Here is a 17,580-nt window from a genome sequence, read left to right as displayed (position 1 = left end):
ATTTGCCTCTATCGGCGCGAAAGCCTATATGCCTGGATCAAAGGACATTTCATGGCCCGCATCTACAAGACCCGCACCTGGCACGACCAGCTCTCGCCGTCGATGGACGAGATGGAGCTTCTGGCGCTGGAGACCTATGCCCATCTGCCGGAAGAGTTCCGCCAGCTCACCGGCGAGATCGTCATCCAGATCGCCGATTTTCYGACCGACGAGATCATGGACGACCTGTCGCTGGAGACGCCCTTCGACCTGCTCGGCCTGTTCGAGGGGCGCGGCATCGCCGAGCGCTGGAACCCGCAGACCGGCGAGGGGCCGAACCGCATCACGCTCTACCGCCGCGCCATCCTCGACTACTGGGCCGAGAACGAGGAGACGCTGGGCGACATCGTCACCCATGTGCTGATCCACGAGATCGGCCACCATTTCGGCCTGTCGGACGATGACATGGAGCGGATCGAGGAGGCGGCCGAGCAGGCGGCAGCGGGCTAAAGCACCTCGTCATCCGCATCGTTCTTCGCGGCGACTCCCCCTCATCCGGCCGCTTCGCGRCCACCTTCCCCGGTGGGGAGAAGAGGTTGGCGCCGGCGCCGACCGCCTCCTCTCCCCTCGGGGAGAGGTCAGCCGAGCGAAGCGGAGGCTGGGTGAGGGGGCGTCGCCTACCAGTCGCTGAGCTTGGTGTCGGCCGTGTATTCCTGGCCTTCGACATCCTTCACCACGGCCTGGCCGCAGCGCATCGACTTGGTCTTCTTGTCATAGGCGTAGGTCGGCGAGCCGAACAGGTGCCAGCCCTTGTTCAGCGCCGCCGTCACCTTGTGGCAGAAGGTGGCGTCGTCCGGGCCGGTGAGGAAGCGGTAGAGTTTCATGGATCTGTCCTGTCGTGCCTAAGCTGTTATGACCGGGCGGAAAGCCGGGCCTGAAAACGCGCCCGGCGCATCATGCGCCGATGATCGCGGCCTTCGCCAGAAGTTTCTCGGCTTCCGCCAGATGCAGCCGCTCGACCATCTTGCCATCCAGCGCAATCACCCCCTTGCCGGCATTTTCGGGCTGCGCGAACGCATCCCGGATGGCGCGGGCCCCGGCCAGCGCCTCCGCCGACGGCGAAAAGGCGCGGTTCGCCGGCTCGATCTGGGCAGGGTGGATCAGCGACTTGCCGTCAAAGCCCATGGCGGCGGCCTCGGCGCATTCGCGGGCAAAGGCGTCGAGGTCGCGAAAATCATTAGCGACGCCGTCGATGACGTCGAGGCCGCCGGCGCGAGCGGCGAGCACCAGCTGCATCAGCCAGGGCATCAGATAGCGCCGGTCCGCCAGGATGCCGGTCGCCTTCACCAGGTCATTCGTTCCGGTAACGAAACAATTGAGGCGTGCCGCCGGATCGCGGCCAAGCTCGGCGATGGCGCCGATGTTGAGCAGCGCTCTGGGCGTCTCGACCATCGCCCATAGTTTCACGCTGTCCGGCGCGAAATTGTCGTCGAGCAGGTCGCCCGCTTCCAGGATGTCGCGCGGCGTGCCGATCTTGGGCAGTAGAATGCCGTCGGGCTCGGCCTTGGCCACGGCCAACAGGTCGTGGGTGCCCCATTCGCTGGCCAAAGGATTGATGCGCACCACCATCTCGCAGCGCCGTTCGGGGCGCGCAGCCAGGATGCCGGCGACCTTGTCGCGCGCGGCCTTCTTGTCGGCGGGCAGGACGGCGTCCTCGAGGTCGATGATTATGGCGTCGCAGGCAAGYGAGGCGAGCTTGGCGAGCGCCTTGTCGTTCGAGGCGGGAATGTAAAGCACCGAGCGGCGCGRGCTGTAGGGTTCTTGGGCCATGGCCGATCTATGCCGGGTGATGGCGGGCGAGGCAAGGTGAGTCCCTCGAGGGCAGGACAATCGCATAGGGCAGCGCCAGCCCCCTCTCCGTCTCAGCGCTGCGCGCCGAGCCACCTCTCCCCCACTTTGTGGGGGCGAGGAAACGCCAATCGCCAAGGTAGCGCCCTTCGCAGCTTGGGTTCCTCGCCCCCGCCTTTATGGCGGGGGAGAGGTGGCTCGGCGAAGCCGAGACGGAGAGGGGGAGCTCCCTGTGCGATTGGCCTGTCTCTCAAGGGGCTGGCCTGCACGAAAACTGCAAACCCTTGCGGAAAACCTCCTCCAATCCGCCGCGCCCTTACCGCGCCCGTCGGTGACAAGGCCGCCATGCAAACGCCACATACATCCCGCTGGTCGCTGCCGCGCCGGCTCCGCAATGAAGGCTGGTGGCTCGTCGAGCCGCAAAGACTGCGCGTCGCGGCGGATGTCCTACTTTTCGCCCCAAGGTCGCGCCACGTGGYGGGCACGCCGAGGACGGTCCGGCGATGAGGCTCGTTGCCCCTTGTCCCGACACAGCTCCCGGCCGAAAACAATTTCGCACTTTTCCTTGGAATTGCTCTAATCCTGCCGTCACCCAAGCTTACCCRCCGGGCTATTGATCGATGCCGCACCACATCCTCGTCGCCGACGACGACCCRCATATCCGCGAGATCATCTGCTTCGCGCTGGAAAAGGCCGGCATGAAGACGGCCGCCGTCGCCAATGGCGCGGCGGCGCTCCAGGCGGTCGAGCGCGGCGCGCCCGACCTCATCGTGCTCGACATCGGCATGCCGGAGATGGACGGACTGGAGGTGTGCCGGAGGCTGAGGCAAAAATCCGACGTGCCGGTGTTGTTCTTGTCCGCGCGCGACGAAGAGATCGACCGCATCCTCGGACTGGAAATGGGCGGCGACGATTATGTGACCAAGCCGTTCAGCCCGCGCGAGCTGGTCGCCCGGGTCAACGTCATCCTGCGGCGGGCGCGGCCCGCGCCGGTCGAAGAGGAAGCCGATGACCATGCGTTCGCGCATGGCAAGCTCATGCTTGTCCCGGCAAGCCATGCGGCGAGCTTCGACGGCAAGCCGCTCACCTTGACGGCGATCGAATTCGCGATCCTGAAGGGCTTCCTCGCCCGGCCGCAGCACGTGCTCGGCCGCGACGCGGTGATGGCCAATGCCTATGCCTCCAACATCCATGTCTCGGAACGCACGGTCGACAGCCACATCCGCAACGTGCGGGCCAAGCTGGCGGCGGTCGGCTGCCTCGACGCGATCGCGACGGTGCATGGCGTCGGCTTCCGGCTCGGCCGATGCGGTGGTTGAGCAAGGAAAGGTGGCGGCCGCGGCTCGCCACCGTCGTCATCGCCATCCTGATCGTGGTCATGGCGCTGCCGCTGGTCGGGCTCTTCTTCTTCCGGCTCTATGAGAACCAGCTGATCCGCCAGACCGAGGGAGAGCTGATCGCGCAGGGCGCGGTGGTCGCGGCCCTTTATGCTCAGGAGGTGCGCGCGGCCGGTATTCCCCAGGACAGGCTGGGTTCGCCGATCTCGGCCGATCCGGCGCGGGACAACAACTATCCCTATGATCCGATCGAGCCGCGGCTCGACCTCGCCTCCGACGATGTCATGCCGATGCGCCCCGCGGCGCTTCCCGCCACCCCCGATCCGGCCTTCGCGGCCATCGGCGCCCGGCTCGACGGTATCCTCGACGAAACGCAGAAAACGACGCTTGCCGGCTTCCGCCTGCTCGATCCGCACGGCGTGGTGATTGCCGGCGGCGACGAGGTCGGCCGGTCGCTCGGCGATGTCGAGGAGGTGCGGACCGCGCTTTCCGGCGCCTATGCCAGCGAACTGCGCCTGCGTATCCCCGACCAGCCGGCACCGCCGCTCTATTCGGTCAGCCGCGGCACCAGGGTGCGCGTCTTCGTCGCCATGCCGGTCGAGCTCGATGGCCGGGTCGCGGGCGTCGTCTATCTGTCGCGGACGCCGAACAACATCGTCAAGCACCTCTATGGCGAGCGCGGCAAGGTGACGTTGGCGGCGATCACCATCGTCGGCGGCACGCTTCTGATCGCACTGGTGTTCATCCGCACCGTCAGCCGGCCGATCTACGCGCTGATCGATCGCACGAAGCGCATCGCCGCCGGCGACCGCGACGCGATCAGGCCGCTCGCCCATCACGGCACGCGCGAGATGGCGGCGCTGTCGGCCGCCTTCCTCGACATGGCGCAAAAACTGCAGGCGCGCTCCGACTCGATCCAGACCTTCGCCACCCATGTCTCGCATGAGCTGAAATCGCCGCTGACGGCGATCCAGGGCGCGGCGGAGCTGCTCAGGGATTCCGGCGGCGCGATGGACGAGGCCGAGCGCAAGCGTTTCTCCAACAACATCRTCACCGATGCCGGACGGCTCAATCTGCTGGTGCGGCGGCTGCTCGACCTGGCGCGCGCCGAAAACCTGGAACCGAGCGGCGAAAGCACGACGCTTCATGCGGCGCTGGCGTCGTTGCCGATCGACACGAGGCTGGAAGCGCGGCTCGAGGGCGGCGGCGATATCAGGCTCGGCATCTCGGCCGAGAATCTCGGCATCGTGCTTGCCAATCTCATCGACAATTCGGCAAGGCATGGCGCCCGGCAGGTGGCGATCCGTGCCTCGGCCGATGGCGAGCGCGCGTCGGTCCAGATCGGCGACGATGGCGACGGCATCTYGGCCGCCAACCGCGCCAGGATTTTCGAGCCGTTCTTCACCACAAGGCGCGAATCCGGCGGCACCGGCATGGGGCTCGGCATCGTGCTGGCCCTCCTGAAAGCGCATGATGGCACGATCAGGCTGGTTGACTCCGAGCGCGGCACGCGCTTCGAGATCGATCTGCCGGCTGCGTGAACGCGCGGCGGCTTTCTACGCAATTCCGGGCGTTGGAATTGCTCTGGATCGGAGAAAAAATGCGCTACGACATCGTCATCATCGGCGGGGCCATCGTCGGGTCCTCGGTCGCCTATTACCTGCGCGAGGAAGGCTTTACCGGCTCGATCGCGCTGATCGAGCGCGATCCGCAATTCTCCCACGCGGCGACGACCTTGTCGCTAGCCTCGATCCGCCARCAATTCTCGATTCCGGAAAACATCCGCCTGTCGCAGTTCACGCTGAACCTGTTCCGGCGGCTGAAGGAGACTTTTGGTCCCGATGCCGATATCGGCTTTCGCGAGGGCGGCTATCTGATCCTCGCCGGCGAGGCCGGGCTGCCGATCCTCAAGGCCAATCACGCGACTCAGGTCGCCGAGGGCGCCGATATCCTGCTCGAGGACGCCGGGCAGCTGGCGCGCCRCTTTCCCTGGCTGTCGGTCGAGGATGTTTCCGCGGGAGCCTTTGGCCGCAGCGGCGAGGGCTGGTTCGACGCGCATGCGCTGCTGACGCTGTTCCGCAAGGCGCTGCGCGACAAGAGGATCGATTTCATCACGGCTTCCGCCACCGGCATTTCGCGCGACGGCAATCGCGTCACCGGTGTCAGCCTCGACAATGGCGAGACGCTCGAAGCCGGTATCGTCGTCAACGCCGCCGGGCCGAATGCCGGCAGGGTCGCGGCTTTTGCCGGGCTCGAGCTGCCGGTCGAGCCGCGCAAGCGCAACGTCTTCGTCTTCGAGGCGCGCGAGAAATATGCCGACATGCCGCTGCTGGTCGATCCAAGCGGAATCTATGTGCGGCCGGAGGGCTCGGTCTACCTCACCGGCGGCGCCGAGCCGGAGGAAGGCGATGTCGCGCCCGACCCGAAGGATTTCGACGTCAACTGGCCGCTGTTCGAAGAGGTGATCTGGCCGACCTTGGCCACCCGCATCCCGGCCTTCGAGGCGATCAAGCCGACGCGCGCCTGGGTCGGGCATTACGACTACAACACGCTCGACCAGAACGGGGTGATCGGGCCGCATCCGGAGGTCGAGAACTTCCTGTTCGCCAACGGCTTCTCCGGCCACGGCCTGCAGCAGGCGCCGGCGGTGGGCAAGTCGATCGCGGAGCTTGTCATGCATGGCGGGTATCGCACGATCGATTGCACGGCGTTCGGCTATGAGCGGGTGGCGCAAGGAAGGGCGTTCCGGGAGCTGAATGTGATTTAGCGCCAGCGCCCCCTTCCCCCCTTGTKGGGGAAGGTGTCGCCGAAGGCGACGGATGAGGGGTGCTCCAGGGAAAGCCGACGTCTCACTCCGCTGGAACACCCCTCATCCGTCTCGGCGCTAGCGCGCCGATCCACCTTCTCCCACAAGGGGAGAAGGTAAGGCCGCGCTAAGCGACCCGTCCTCCCTCACCCAAAATACTCCTGTAGCCACCCAAGCACGCGCGCCCAGCCTTCGGCATGTTCCGCCGCGGCGTCGGGGAAACCGGCGAATCCGCCGTGGCAGATAGTGAGCCGCGTGCCGTCGCCGATCRCCTCAAGCAGATAGGCTACGGTCGTTTCCTTGCGGCCGAGCGCCGGATGGTCCCAGTCGTAGCGCCTTGTCTGGACGATCCGGCGCGGCATCTCGATTTCGAGGAATTTTCCGCTGGCGGGCAGGCGTCTGCCGTCGGCGGTCTGTACCGTGACGTTCCAGCCGCCGTCGACGCGAAGATCGGCGTTCCACCCGGTCATCCGGTAAGTGTCGGCCGAACCCCACCAGCGCTCGACCTCCCCGGTGATCAACGCGGCAATGACCCGGTCCGGCGAGGCGGGAAGCTCGGCCGAGGCCATGACCGTGTCCGCGTTCGCCATGGCCTGCGGCAAGGACAATTGCAGCATCGCATRCGCCTCCGGTAAAATTGTCCGAAACGAAGCTTTTCTTACGTAATTCCGGGCGGGTGGTTACGGCGAAGTCGCCGAACCCAAACCGTTTCACACTTTTCCTGGATCTTGCTCTAGCCCTTTGACGGCGGGCGCTCGAAACCCTTGCCGGTCTCGAGCAGGCTCTTGAGGCTCGCCAGCACCAGCGGCCAGCCCTTGGAGACGTTCGCAATCAGCCTGTGCGGGCCGTCGGCCTCGTGGATGACGGCGAGCTTCATCAATTCGCCGTCGGGCTCGATGGTGAAGGTGCAGCGCGTGTAGCCGTCCTCCTTCACCTCGGGCATCCATTCGTTGCGCCATTTGATGACCAGGCGTTTTGGCGGGTCGATCTCGAGGATCTCGCCCGAGTCGGCAATGCGGCCATCCGGGAACATCAGCTTCCAGCTCGAGCCGACCTTCCAGTCGCTCTCCTGATAGGAGCAGAGGAAGAACTGCCGGTTGAATTCGGGATCGGTCAGCGCCTGCCAGAGTTTTTCAGGCGTCGTGCGGATGTAGGTGACATAGACGAAGCTGTTCTCGCTCACGGCTCTTCCCTTTCAAGACGTTGCTTCAGGTCGCTCAATGCACTGAGCCGATGGCGCTCGAACTTGCCGATCCAGYGCTCGGCGATCTCGTTGATCGGAACGGGGTTGAGGTAGTGCTCCTTCTCGCGGCCGCGGCGCATGGTGGTGACGAGGTTGGCCTCCTCGAGGATCGCCAAATGCTTGGTCACCGCCTGGCGCGTCATATCCATGTGCTCGCAGAGCGCGTTCAGCGTCTGCCCGTTCCGGGCATGGAGACTGTCCAGCAATTGCCGGYGGGTCGGGTCGGCCAAAGCGCGAAAGACGGCATCCATGCTCATGGCTTTAATATGCAACCATTTGGTTGCATGTCAAGCCGCACAACAGGACCAGGCGATCACTTGCCGGTGAATGGCGTCAGCGCTTGCGGGAGAACCAGAAGGCGTCGGTCATGCGCGTCATGCCGATGCGCTCGTAGAAGCCGACGGCGTCGGGCATCGAGATCAGGCTGATGGCGACCGAAGGGCCGAGCTGGCGCTGCGCCTCGTCCATCAGGCCCTTGCCGACGCCGAGCCCTTGCGCCGCCTTCGAGACGGCGAGGTCGGAAATGTAGCAGACCCATGAGAAGTCGGTCATGCCGCGCGCCACGCCGACCAGTTGCCGGTCCGGCCGGTCGAGCCGCGCGGTCAGCACCAGGTTGGCGTTGTCGAGCATCGTCTGCAGCCGGGCCTCGTCGTCGACGGGCCGCACCTTGCCGAGGCCCGACTCCACCAGCACGTGGCGGAACTCGGCGACATCGAGCTTGGGCTCGCTTGCGTAGAAGACTTTGGAAGGACTAGCCATGGYCGCAGACTGCACCAGCCGGCCACAATTTCGAAGTCGTTTTTTGAGGTGTCCAATCCCTCCGCAAGCCATGCCCCGCCATTGGCCCAAGGACCGTGCACGAACAGTTGCCTTTCATTTGCCGCCGGCTTTGTGTAAACCGTCCCGCAAAATTCCCCGCAGGCCAAGAAGACGGGCAGGTAACCATGGACAAATTCACCAAGCTCACGGGCGTCGCCGCGCCAATGCCGATCGTCAATGTCGACACCGACATGATCATCCCGAAGGATTATCTCAAGACGATCAAGCGCACCGGGCTCGGCACCGGCCTGTTCGCCGAGATGCGCTACAATGAGGACGGTTCGGAGAACCCGGATTTCGTGCTCAACAAGCCGGCCTACCGCAAGGCGCAGATCCTGGTCGCCGGCGACAATTTCGGCTGCGGCTCGAGCCGCGAGCACGCGCCCTGGGCGCTGCTCGACTTCGGCATCCGCTGCGTGATCTCGACCTCGTTCGCCGACATCTTCTACAACAACTGCTTCAAGAACGGCATCCTGCCGATCACCGTCAGCCCGGAAGACCTCGACAAGCTGATGGACGACGCCTCGCGCGRCTCCAACGCGACGCTGTCGATCGATCTGGAAGCCAAGGAAATCCGCGGTCCGGACGGCGGCGTGGTCAAATTCGACCTCGACGACTTCAAGCGCCATTGCCTCTTGAACGGCCTCGACGACATCGGGCTCACCATGGAGAAGGCCGGGGCCATTGCTTCCTTCGAGAAGAGGAATGCCGAGCAGCGCCCCTGGGCCTGAGACTATTTGGAAATTCTACTCCGGCGGCCATCTGCCGGCGGTTTCTGCGCTTCCGGTGCTCACGGACCCAAATGTCCGCTCCGCTCCGGTTCTCGAAACCACCACCATATGACTCGCCGGAGCGAATTTCGAAACAGTCTCTGAGCGGCACGACTACAATCGATAACCCCGCCGTCGCCGGCTGGGCTCGCGACTGAGTGGAGGGGACCGTCATGACACGTTCGCTTCTGGCTGCTTCGGTGGCAGTCCTTCTCGCTACGGTCGGCGCCAATGCCCAGACCACCGCGCCGGCCCCGCARCCGGCACCCGCAACCTCCGACCAGCCCGCCGCCGATCAGGGCGCATCCGACCAGGCTGCGCCGGATGACGACAAGCAGGCGCCGATTCCATTCGAGGGCGGGCAACTCACCATCACCCAGYCGGAGCAGGACGGCGAGAAGGTGCTGTCCTATGACGGCAAGCAGCTTGCCAGCAATTACGACGTCTTCTTCGACAAGATCGTCAAGATCGGCGACGTAAACGTTGCGCTGGTCGATGTCGGCGACGGCGRCAACCAGTGCGGGCCGGCCAAGGTCATCGTCTGGAAGAAGGACAGCGAGATCCAGACCACCACGGTCGAGCAGGACGAATGCGGCGCGCCGCCGGCCGCCGTCTCCGACGACGCCATCTATTTCGTGCCCTATCTGCTGCCGGGCGATTCCAAGCCGGCGCTGCAATGGTCGCCCACGGAAGGGCTGACGACCTCCGGCAACCTGACCTACACGCCCGAGCCCGGCACCGATTGGAAGGATGTCGATCCGTCGAAATACGACAACATCATCGACGCCTTCCACAACGAGGCCGTCTACAAGGCCGGCCAGGCGCTCCTGGGCGACGACATGCCCGACATGGCGACCAGCCTTCTGGTCGGCGGCGGCACCGAAAAGACCGAGTCGGGCGCCTTCTACGCCACCGGCTGCRTGCCGCATGACTGCGGCGGCAATGACGGCTTCATGGCGGTCGATCCCGCCAAGCAGAAAGTCTATTTCGCCCGCCGCGGCGACAATGGCGATCCGCAGGCCTGGCCGCCGCTGAAGGACTGGCCGGACGATATCAAGAAGGCGTATGAGGATGCGCAGGGGAACTAGGGGTTCGRCACGGCGACGGCCCTCTCCCTTCGTCATCCACGGGCGGAGCGACGCGAAGCGGAGCGCAGACCCGAGGATCCATTCCGTGACCGCTGCCGTAGAGTGCGAGGGTCCAGAATTCTGCACCGCTGGGCGCCGCTTCAGCGTAACGGCATGGATTCCAGGGTCTGCGCGCGTCGCTTCGCTCCTTGCTCCGCCCTGGAATGACGACGGGAGGGGCGGCTATCGCTAATCTCCGAGGCTGGCGCTCGCCTCGTGACAATGCTTCGCATTGCTTGGCCCACGACCAGCCGAGCCTCTTTTGCTAGATGCAGGCCCGCAACCAACAGCGAGGCCCCCCATGCGCAAGCTCATCTCAACCGGTTYCCCCTTCGAGAAGACCGCCGGCTATTCGCGCGCGGTGGTGCAGGGCGACTGGTGTTTCGTCTCCGGAACGACCGGCTACGACTATGCCACCATGACCATGCCCGACACAGTCGAGGCGCAAACGCGCAACTGCCTCGCCACCATCGCCAAGGCGCTCGCCGAGGGCGGCTTCGACATGGCCGACGTGGTGCGGGCGCATTACTATATCACCGACCAGGCCTATGTTGACGTGGTGTTCCCGATCCTCGGCGAGACGTTCGGCGACATCCGCCCGGCGGCGAYGATGATCGTGTGCCAGCTGAACAAGCCGGAGATGAAGATCGAGATCGAGGTGACGGCGCTCAGGCGCACGGCCTGAGGATCGGCCCATGGTGAAGGTCAGGCGCATCGTCGCCAATATCGAAACACCCGACATTGCCGCGGCCAAGCGCYTTTACCAGGACGTGCTCGGACTTGATGTCCTGACGGATCAAGGCTGGATCCCCACTTGCGGCTCGGCCGAGACCATGACGGTGCAGGTGAGCTTCATGGCCGAGGGCGGGTCGGGCACGCCGGTGCCGGACCTGTCGATCGAGGTCGACGATGTCGACGCGGCGCTTGCGGGCATGAAGAAGGCCGGCTTCGTCGTCGAATACGGCCCGGCCGACGAGCCTTGGGGCGTGCGGCGCTTCTATGTGCGCGATCCGTTCGGGCGCTTGGTGAATATTTTGGCGCATCGGTAGGTGGGGCTCCTCGCCCCACGAAGTGGGAACGAAGTGGGGAGAGGTGGCTCGGCAAAACCGAGACGGAGAGGGGAGCACCCTACGAAGGCCCTCTCTCCGTCCGCTTCGCGGACACCTCTCCCCCGCTTTGCGGGGGCGAGGAACCCAAGCTTTCGAGAGGTCCCCTTGCGCGGCAAGCGTTCGCCGTTTAGCAAGGCGCCGGTTCAATTTCTCTCACCGGACGGTTCTCCATGGCTTCGAAAAATCTCTTCCTGCTCGCCGGCGACGGCATCGGCCCCGAGGCCATGGCCGAGGTGAAGAAGTTGATCAAGGCCATGAACGACAAGCTCGGCAGCGGTTTCGCCACCGACGAGGGGCTGGTCGGCGGCTGCGCCTATGACGCGCATGGCGCGGCGATCTCGGATGCCGACATGGYGAAGGCGATGGCGGCGGATGCGGTGCTGTTCGGCGCCGTCGGCGGGCCGAAATGGGATGCCGTGCCTTACGAGGTGCGCCCCGAGGCTGGGCTCTTGCGCCTGCGCAAGGACATGGAGCTGTTCGCCAATCTCAGGCCCGCGATCTGCTATCCGGCGTTGGCCGCGTCCTCCTCGCTCAAGCAGGAGGTGGTCGAGGGCCTCGACATCTTGATCGTGCGCGAGCTCACCGGCGGCGTCTATTTCGGCGAGCCGAAGCAGATCATTGATCTCGGCAACGGCCAGAAGCGCGGCATCGACACCCAAGTCTACGACACATTCGAGATCGAGCGCATCTCGGGCGTCGCCTTCGAATTGGCCCGCACGCGCCGTAATCACGTCACCTCGATGGAAAAGCGCAACGTCATGAAGTCGGGCGTGCTGTGGAACGAAGTCGTCTCCCAGACACACAAGGCGCGCTATTCCGACGTCAAGCTCGACCACATGCTCGCGGACGCCGGCGGGATGCAGCTGGTGCGCTGGCCGAAGCAGTTCGACGTCATCGTCACCGACAATCTGTTCGGCGACATGCTGTCCGACATCGCCGCGATGCTAACCGGCTCGATCGGCATGCTGCCGTCGRCCTCGCTCGGCGCGCCGGATGCCAAGACCAAGAAGCGCAAGGCGCTCTACGAGCCGGTGCACGGCTCGGCGCCCGACATCGCCGGCAAGGGCATCGCCAACCCGATCGCCATGATCGCCTCCTTCGCCATGTGCCTGCGCTATTCCTTCGGCATGGTCGCCGAAGCCGACAAGCTGGAAGCGGCCATCGCCGCCGTGCTCGACGACGGCCTGCGCACCAAAGACATCTTCTCGGCCGGCATGAAGGAAGTCGGCACCACAGAGATGGGCGACGCCATCATCGCCAAGTTCTTCGGCTGATCGATGCGCCCGTTCCGCAGCTGCAACCCCAGGCGGCTTTCATCCTCTGTCAAACCTGGATAGAAGCGGCAAATCGCTTCGTCGTCTCTGGGGCAATGTCCAAGAAGAAATCGGTGCCGTCGCCAGACGGTGCGGAAGAAACCGCCGACAAGAAACGGCAAATCTRCATCGACGCGACCGGCCTGCTCGCGTGGCGCGGCGCGCTGGCCGGCATCCAGCGGGTCGAGGACTTCATGATCAGGGCGGCGCTGTCCGACCTCGATCCCGTTATCGAGGTGGTGACGCTGGACCTTTCCAGCCGTCGCTTCCGGCCGCTCGAGAATTTCGAGATGGAGAAGCTGGGCATCCATGAGATCGCGCCGTTCCGGCTGCGGCCCAGGCGCAGACGCCTTGCGGCTTTGCGGAGCGCTTTCGACATGGTGCGGCGCTATCCGATGGCGAAAAGAGAAGCGGATCGGCAGCTCGCGAGCGTAGTGAGCGAAGGGCGCCCGGGCCTGATTTGCGCAATGTTGAGAGTGATGTTGCGCGCCTACCGTCTTTGGCGGCGTGGTGGCCTGATTGCCGGCCTGTTTCGTCCAGGCACCGCTGACGGGGACGAGGAACCAGGCTCTGCGAAGATTTTGATCAGCAACTATGTCATGGTCGGCAAAACGGCGGCTGAGCTCACCCGCCAAAGGACCAGCACGGCCTTCCTGTGCCACGACATGATCCCGACGATACGGCCGGACCTTGTCGGCAACGGCAGGATGCGATCGGTCTTCGGGCCAAATCTGGAGGCACTTGTGCGTTCCGGGGCGGCGGCTTTCTGCACTTCCAATGCCGCGGCAGAGATGCTTGGTGACCACATGCGCAGGGCCGGCATCCATCTGCCGGCCGTGCATCGCTTCCCGATGCCTTCCTTGCTTCATGAAAAAGCAACACGGCTCGGCGCGACGTCGCGCCTCGATGTCGCCGAGCCGTTCGTTCTCTATTGCTCGACGGTTGAGATCCGGAAGAATCACATCCTGCTCGCACGCATCTGGCAGCAGGCGCTGGACGAGGGCGTCAAATTGCCCAAGCTTGTCTGCGTCGGCCGCTGGGGTTGGATGGTGGAGGAGCTCAGCGCCTATCTCGAAGCGCATCCGCAGCTGAGGAAACAAATCGTCTTCGTCGGTCCGGTGAGCGACGAGGAACTTATCCGTTATTATCGCAGCGCCAGCTTCGGCGTCTTTCCTTCCCATATCGAAGGCTGGGGCTATGCCGCTTCGGAGTGTCTCGACYTTGGCATTCCGGTGATCGTTTCGACCACGTCGTCGCTGATCGAAGCGACGGGCGGCCTGATGCCGGCGATCGATTCCACGGACCAGGCCGGCTGGTACGCCGCCATTCGCCGAATGTTCGAGGACGTTGCGTGGCGCCGCGCACTTTGCGAGCGTATCGCCGAGAAACACCGGCCGACAACGCCTTCCGACAGCTGGGCCGCGATCAAGGCCGGGCTCAAGGCAACTGCCGGATAGCAATGACCCGGCGCGCTGACGGCGGCTGGATCGATCAGACCGGGCGCTTCTTCGCCTTCTTGGACTTCGGGCCGCCGGCATTTTCATGCTTCGGCTTGCCCGATTTCTTTCTCCAAGGTTTTCCCTCAAGGGCAGCGGGACGCTGCTCGGTGGAAATGTCGGCACGCTTGTCGAACTTGCGCCCTGGCGCGCCATGGTCGAAAGACCGCTTGCCGCGATGCGGCTTCTTGTCCGGCTTCGGCGGCTGGTAGCCGGCGCGCGACAGGTCCGGCGTGCCGTCGATGCGCCGGACCGCGATGCTGCCCTGCAGCTTGCGGTCGGGGCCRATCGCGGCGACGAACCGGTCGGCCCAGTCGGCGGCGATCTGCACGAAGGTCTCTTCCGGCTGCATCTTGATGGCGCCGATCTCGCGCTTGGACATGCCGGCGGTGCGGCACAGCATCGGGATCAGCCAGCGCGGCTCGGCATTCTGCCGGCGGCCGACCGACAGCGAGAACCAGACGCTGTCGCCGAAATCGTCGCGGCGGGCGGGTGCGTCTTCCCGGCGTGCGAACTTCTCCTTCGACGGCGCGAAGGGGCYGACATCGATCAGGTCCTCGGGCGCCGAGCGGCTGCCCCGGCATAGTCGCACGAAGGCGGYGGCCACCAGCTCGGCGCCATGCCGTTCGAGAAGCGCGGCGGCGAAGTCGCGCTCCTCGTCCTTCACCGGCTCGCCGAAGGACGGGTCGGCCAGGATGCGCTCGTCGTCGCRCCGCAGCACCTCGTCGGCCGAGGGCGGGCTCGCCCAGGTCGCRGTGAGGCCGGCATTGGCGAGCAGCCGCTCGGTGCGCCGGCKGGCATTGCCGGGCACGATCAGCGCGCTCACCCCTTTTCGTCCGGCACGCCCGGTGCGGCCGCTGCGATGCAAAAGCGTCTCCGGATTGCTCGGCAGGTCGGCATGGATGACGAGATCGAGATTGGGCAGGTCGATGCCGCGTGCCGCGACATCTGTCGCGATGCAGACCTTGGCGCGGCCGTCGCGCATCGCCTGCAAGGCGTGGCTGCGCTCGTTCTGGCTGAGCTCGCCGGACAGCGCCACGACGGAGAAATTGCGGTTGTTGAAGCGCGCCGTGAGGTGGTTCACCGCCGCGCGGGTGTTGCAGAACACCATGGCGTTCGCCRCCTCGTAATAGCGCAGCACGTTGATGATGGCGTTCTCGCGATCGGCGGGCGCGACGGAGAGTGCGCGGTACTCGATATCGAGATGCTGCTTTTCCTCGCCGCCGGCGGTTATGCGCACGGCGTCGCGCTGATAACCCTGCGCCAGCGTGGCGATGGAGCGCGGCACGGTGGCCGAAAACATCAGCGTGCGGCGCTCGGCGGGTGCGGCGTCGAGGATGAATTCGAGGTCCTCGCGGAAGCCGAGATCGAGCATCTCGTCGGCCTCGTCCAGCACCACGGCCTTCAGCGCCGACATGTCGAGCGCGCCGCGCGTGATGTGGTCGCGCAGCCGGCCGGGCGTGCCGACGACGATGTGGGCGCCGCGCTCCAGCGCGCGGCGCTCGGTGCGCATGTCCATGCCGCCGACGCAGGACGCGATATGCGCGCCGGCCAGCTCATAGAGCCATTCCAGCTCGCGCCGCACCTGCAGCGCCAGCTCGCGCGTCGGCGCCACGACCAGTCCCAGCGGCGCGCGGGCATCGCCAAACTGCGCGGCGCCGCCAAGCAGGGTCGGCGCCACGGCAAGGCCGAAGGCGACGGTCTTGCCGGAACCGGTCTGCGCCGACACCAGCGCGTCGGCCTCGCCGAGCTCGGGCTCGAGCACCGCCTTCTGCACCGGCGTCAGCGCCGAATAACCGCGCTTTTCCAGCGCCTCTGCCAGCGCAGGAACGATCGTTTCGATACTGGACATTTTCTTCTTTCGGAATTCGGGGGTCTGTGCTCATCACGGAGCACAAGGCCGGCACTGCGCCGGCCAAAGGATATTTGCGGCGTTCCTACTTCCTGCGGCCGTCATTGTACAGAGCAGGCGGCACCGCCTCTCCCTTCCCCCCTTGTGGGGGAAGGTGGATCGGCGCGCAGCGCCGAGACGGATGAGGGGTGTTCCAGGGAACGCCAGCGCCTCACTCCGCTGGAGCCCCCCTCATCCGTCGCCTTCGGCGACACCTTCCYCCACAAGGGGGGAAGGGGAGGCGCGCCGCCGATTGACTCTTTCCGCAAACCGCGTAAAAGCCCGCGTCGAACGGGATCGTTATTCGATGCGCGGCCTTTTGATGGCTCTTCTTGCATTCGATGCCCCCGGCCGCGATGCACAACATCGGGCCGGGCGCTTCGGCGCGTCCGTCCGTTCCAGCAAAACTACGGCCAAAACCACCACCAAAACGGTGTGATTCCCTTGGCCTAACCACCCTCTCCCGGGTCCGGCCCGGGGGACGAAACCCGCAACAGGCCGGCGGGTTTTCTCCAACAACCAAGCGGAGAGGGACAGGAGATATCGATGAGTTTCAAGGTTGCGGTAGTCGGCGCCACGGGCAATGTGGGCCGCGAAATGCTCAACATTCTGGACGAGCGCGGCTTCCCGGTGAGCGAGGTCGTGGCGCTGGCCTCGCGGCGCAGCCAGGGCACGGAAGTGTCCTTCGGCGACCGCACGCTGAAGGTCAAGGCGCTCGACACCTACGACTTTTCCGACACCGACCTCTGCGTCATGTCGGCCGGCGGCAACGTCTCCAAGGAATGGTCGCCCAAGATCGGCAAGCAGGGCTGCGTCGTCATCGATAATTCGTCGGCCTTCCGCTACGATCCGGACGTGCCGCTGATCGTGCCCGAGGTGAACCCGGACGCGGTCTCGCTGTTTACGCGCAAGAACATCATCGCCAATCCGAACTGYTCGACGGCGCAGCTGGTCGTGGCGCTGAAGCCGCTGCATGAYGCCGCCACCATCAAGCGCGTCGTCGTCGCCACCTACCAGTCGGTCTCGGGCGCCGGCAAGGAAGGCATGGACGAATTGTTCACGCAGACCCGCGCGGTGTTCGTCRCCGACCAGGTCGACGTCAAGAAGTTCACCAAGCGCATCGCCTTCAACGTCATCCCGCATATCGACGTCTTCCTCGACGACGGCTTCACCAAGGAAGAATGGAAGATGGTGGCCGAGACCAAGAAGATGCTCGACCCCAAGATCAAGCTGACGGCGACCTGCGTGCGCGTGCCGGTGTTCATCGGCCACTCGGAAGCGGTCAACATCGAGTTCGAGAAGCCGATCACGGCGGATGAGGCGCGCGAGATCCTGCGCGAGGCGCCCGGATGCCAGGTGCTCGATAAGCGCGAGAACGGCGGCTACATCACGCCGCTGGAATCGGCCGGCGAGGACGCCACCTTCATCTCGCGCATCCGCGAGGATTCGACCGTCGACAACGGCCTGTCGATGTGGGTCGTCTCCGACAATCTGCGCAAGGGCGCGGCGCTCAACGCCGTGCAGATCGCCGAGCTCCTGGTCGAGCGCGGCCTGATCCAGCCGAAGAAGAAGGCGGCTTAATCTCGCTCACGGGCTGTTTCCGCCGCTGCCGCGGCGGGCCCTCCGCGAGGGCGCCGGACGACCGGCGGCCCGCGGTCGCGGGCTCGGGTGTTTGGTTTCGCTCACGGGCTGTTCCGCCGCTGCCGCGGCGGGCCCTCCGCGGGGGCGCCGGACGACCGGCGGCCCGCAGTCGCGGGCTCGGCCTTCGGCCGGGACGCCTCTTCCTTCTCCCCTTGTGAGGGCTTTGCACAGAATCGGATCAGTGATTCCATGCGGATATCC

At 65.3% G+C, this 17,580-nt stretch carries 19 protein-coding genes; 12 read left to right on the top strand and 7 right to left on the bottom strand.

Annotated elements, in window-relative coordinates; genetic code table 11:
- The first annotated feature begins 51 nt into the window (after positions 1-51).
- Positions 52-489, top strand: coding sequence for a metallopeptidase family protein (locus LCM4576_RS12365; RefSeq protein WP_071032352.1), 438 nt, complete (start codon positions 52-54; stop codon positions 487-489).
- Positions 490-656: 167 nt separating this feature from the next.
- Here LCM4576_RS12365 and LCM4576_RS12360 read toward each other — a convergent pair whose 3' ends face one another.
- Together LCM4576_RS12360 and LCM4576_RS12355 are read right to left on the bottom strand one after the other, a co-directional pair.
- Positions 657-863 carry a DUF1737 domain-containing protein gene (locus LCM4576_RS12360; RefSeq protein WP_040987961.1) on the bottom strand — a complete coding sequence of 69 codons (207 nt, stop codon included), beginning with the start codon at positions 861-863 and terminating at the stop codon, positions 657-659.
- 70 nt (positions 864-933) lie between these two features.
- On the bottom strand, positions 934-1,809 hold the full coding sequence (locus LCM4576_RS12355; RefSeq protein ID WP_071032351.1) for a CoA ester lyase: 876 nt from the start codon (positions 1,807-1,809) through the stop codon (positions 934-936).
- Between the two features lie 638 nt (positions 1,810-2,447).
- Here LCM4576_RS12355 and LCM4576_RS12350 point away from each other — a divergent pair.
- The 3 genes from LCM4576_RS12350 to LCM4576_RS12340 are packed head-to-tail and all read left to right on the top strand — an operon-like array spanning position 2,448 to position 5,931.
- Positions 2,448-3,146, top strand: coding sequence for a response regulator transcription factor (locus tag LCM4576_RS12350; RefSeq protein ID WP_071032350.1), 699 nt, complete (start codon positions 2,448-2,450; stop codon positions 3,144-3,146).
- Positions 3,147-3,205: 59 nt separating this feature from the next.
- A complete protein-coding gene (locus LCM4576_RS12345; protein WP_083361386.1) occupies positions 3,206-4,705 on the top strand; it encodes a HAMP domain-containing sensor histidine kinase in 1,500 nt (499 codons plus the stop codon).
- 59 nt (positions 4,706-4,764) lie between these two features.
- On the top strand, positions 4,765-5,931 hold the full coding sequence (locus tag LCM4576_RS12340; RefSeq protein ID WP_071032410.1) for an FAD-binding oxidoreductase: 1,167 nt from the start codon (positions 4,765-4,767) through the stop codon (positions 5,929-5,931).
- Positions 5,932-6,116: 185 nt separating this feature from the next.
- Here the strand turns inward: LCM4576_RS12340 and LCM4576_RS12335 are convergent, their stop codons facing one another.
- From LCM4576_RS12335 to LCM4576_RS12320, 4 genes are all read right to left on the bottom strand, one after another.
- Positions 6,117-6,587, bottom strand: coding sequence for an SRPBCC domain-containing protein (locus tag LCM4576_RS12335; RefSeq protein ID WP_071032348.1), 471 nt, complete (start codon positions 6,585-6,587; stop codon positions 6,117-6,119).
- A 116-nt stretch (positions 6,588-6,703) separates the two neighbouring features.
- Complete coding sequence (locus LCM4576_RS12330) at positions 6,704-7,153, bottom strand: SRPBCC family protein (RefSeq protein ID WP_071032347.1); 450 nt, start codon at positions 7,151-7,153, stop codon at positions 6,704-6,706.
- Complete coding sequence (locus tag LCM4576_RS12325) at positions 7,150-7,470, bottom strand: helix-turn-helix transcriptional regulator (protein WP_071032346.1); 321 nt, start codon at positions 7,468-7,470, stop codon at positions 7,150-7,152. The genes LCM4576_RS12330 and LCM4576_RS12325 overlap by 4 nt, the downstream gene beginning before the upstream one ends.
- A gap of 76 nt (positions 7,471-7,546) precedes the next feature.
- Positions 7,547-7,972, bottom strand: a complete 426-nt coding sequence (locus tag LCM4576_RS12320) for a GNAT family N-acetyltransferase (RefSeq protein ID WP_041009888.1) — start codon at positions 7,970-7,972, stop codon at positions 7,547-7,549.
- 185 nt (positions 7,973-8,157) lie between these two features.
- Between LCM4576_RS12320 and leuD the strand changes: the two genes are divergently transcribed.
- From leuD to LCM4576_RS12290, 6 genes are all read left to right on the top strand, one after another.
- A complete protein-coding gene (gene leuD, locus LCM4576_RS12315) occupies positions 8,158-8,763 on the top strand; it encodes a 3-isopropylmalate dehydratase small subunit (protein ID WP_071032345.1) in 606 nt (201 codons plus the stop codon).
- Between the two features lie 212 nt (positions 8,764-8,975).
- Positions 8,976-9,890, top strand: a complete 915-nt coding sequence (locus tag LCM4576_RS12310) for a hypothetical protein (protein ID WP_071032344.1) — start codon at positions 8,976-8,978, stop codon at positions 9,888-9,890.
- A 340-nt stretch (positions 9,891-10,230) separates the two neighbouring features.
- Positions 10,231-10,614, top strand: a complete 384-nt coding sequence (locus LCM4576_RS12305; RefSeq protein ID WP_071032343.1) for a RidA family protein — start codon at positions 10,231-10,233, stop codon at positions 10,612-10,614.
- Between the two features lie 13 nt (positions 10,615-10,627).
- A complete protein-coding gene (locus tag LCM4576_RS12300; RefSeq protein WP_071032409.1) occupies positions 10,628-10,978 on the top strand; it encodes a VOC family protein in 351 nt (116 codons plus the stop codon).
- Between the two features lie 230 nt (positions 10,979-11,208).
- Positions 11,209-12,312 (top strand): 3-isopropylmalate dehydrogenase, encoded by a 1,104-nt coding sequence (gene leuB / locus LCM4576_RS12295; protein WP_071032342.1) that lies wholly within the window; start codon positions 11,209-11,211, stop codon positions 12,310-12,312.
- Between the two features lie 113 nt (positions 12,313-12,425).
- Positions 12,426-13,808, top strand: coding sequence for a glycosyltransferase (locus tag LCM4576_RS12290; RefSeq protein ID WP_206744874.1), 1,383 nt, complete (start codon positions 12,426-12,428; stop codon positions 13,806-13,808).
- A 34-nt stretch (positions 13,809-13,842) separates the two neighbouring features.
- Here the strand turns inward: LCM4576_RS12290 and LCM4576_RS12285 are convergent, their stop codons facing one another.
- Positions 13,843-15,699, bottom strand: coding sequence for a DEAD/DEAH box helicase (locus LCM4576_RS12285; RefSeq protein ID WP_071032340.1), 1,857 nt, complete (start codon positions 15,697-15,699; stop codon positions 13,843-13,845).
- A 292-nt stretch (positions 15,700-15,991) separates the two neighbouring features.
- On the opposite strand from LCM4576_RS12285, the gene LCM4576_RS36285 reads away from it, so the two are divergent.
- Both LCM4576_RS36285 and LCM4576_RS12280 read left to right on the top strand, forming a co-directional pair.
- Positions 15,992-16,177 carry a hypothetical protein gene (locus tag LCM4576_RS36285; RefSeq protein WP_127236894.1) on the top strand — a complete coding sequence of 62 codons (186 nt, stop codon included), beginning with the start codon at positions 15,992-15,994 and terminating at the stop codon, positions 16,175-16,177.
- Between the two features lie 107 nt (positions 16,178-16,284).
- The gene (locus LCM4576_RS12280) at positions 16,285-17,319 is read left to right on the top strand and encodes an aspartate-semialdehyde dehydrogenase (protein ID WP_071032339.1); all 1,035 of its coding nucleotides are present in this window, start codon (positions 16,285-16,287) and stop codon (positions 17,317-17,319) included.
- Positions 17,320-17,580: the final 261 nt, after the last annotated feature.

Origin of the sequence: Mesorhizobium sp. LCM 4576 (assembly GCF_001854815.1) — a bacterium.
GTDB lineage: Bacteria > Pseudomonadota > Alphaproteobacteria > Rhizobiales > Rhizobiaceae > Mesorhizobium > Mesorhizobium plurifarium.
This window is presented reverse-complemented; position numbering and strand designations above follow the sequence as displayed.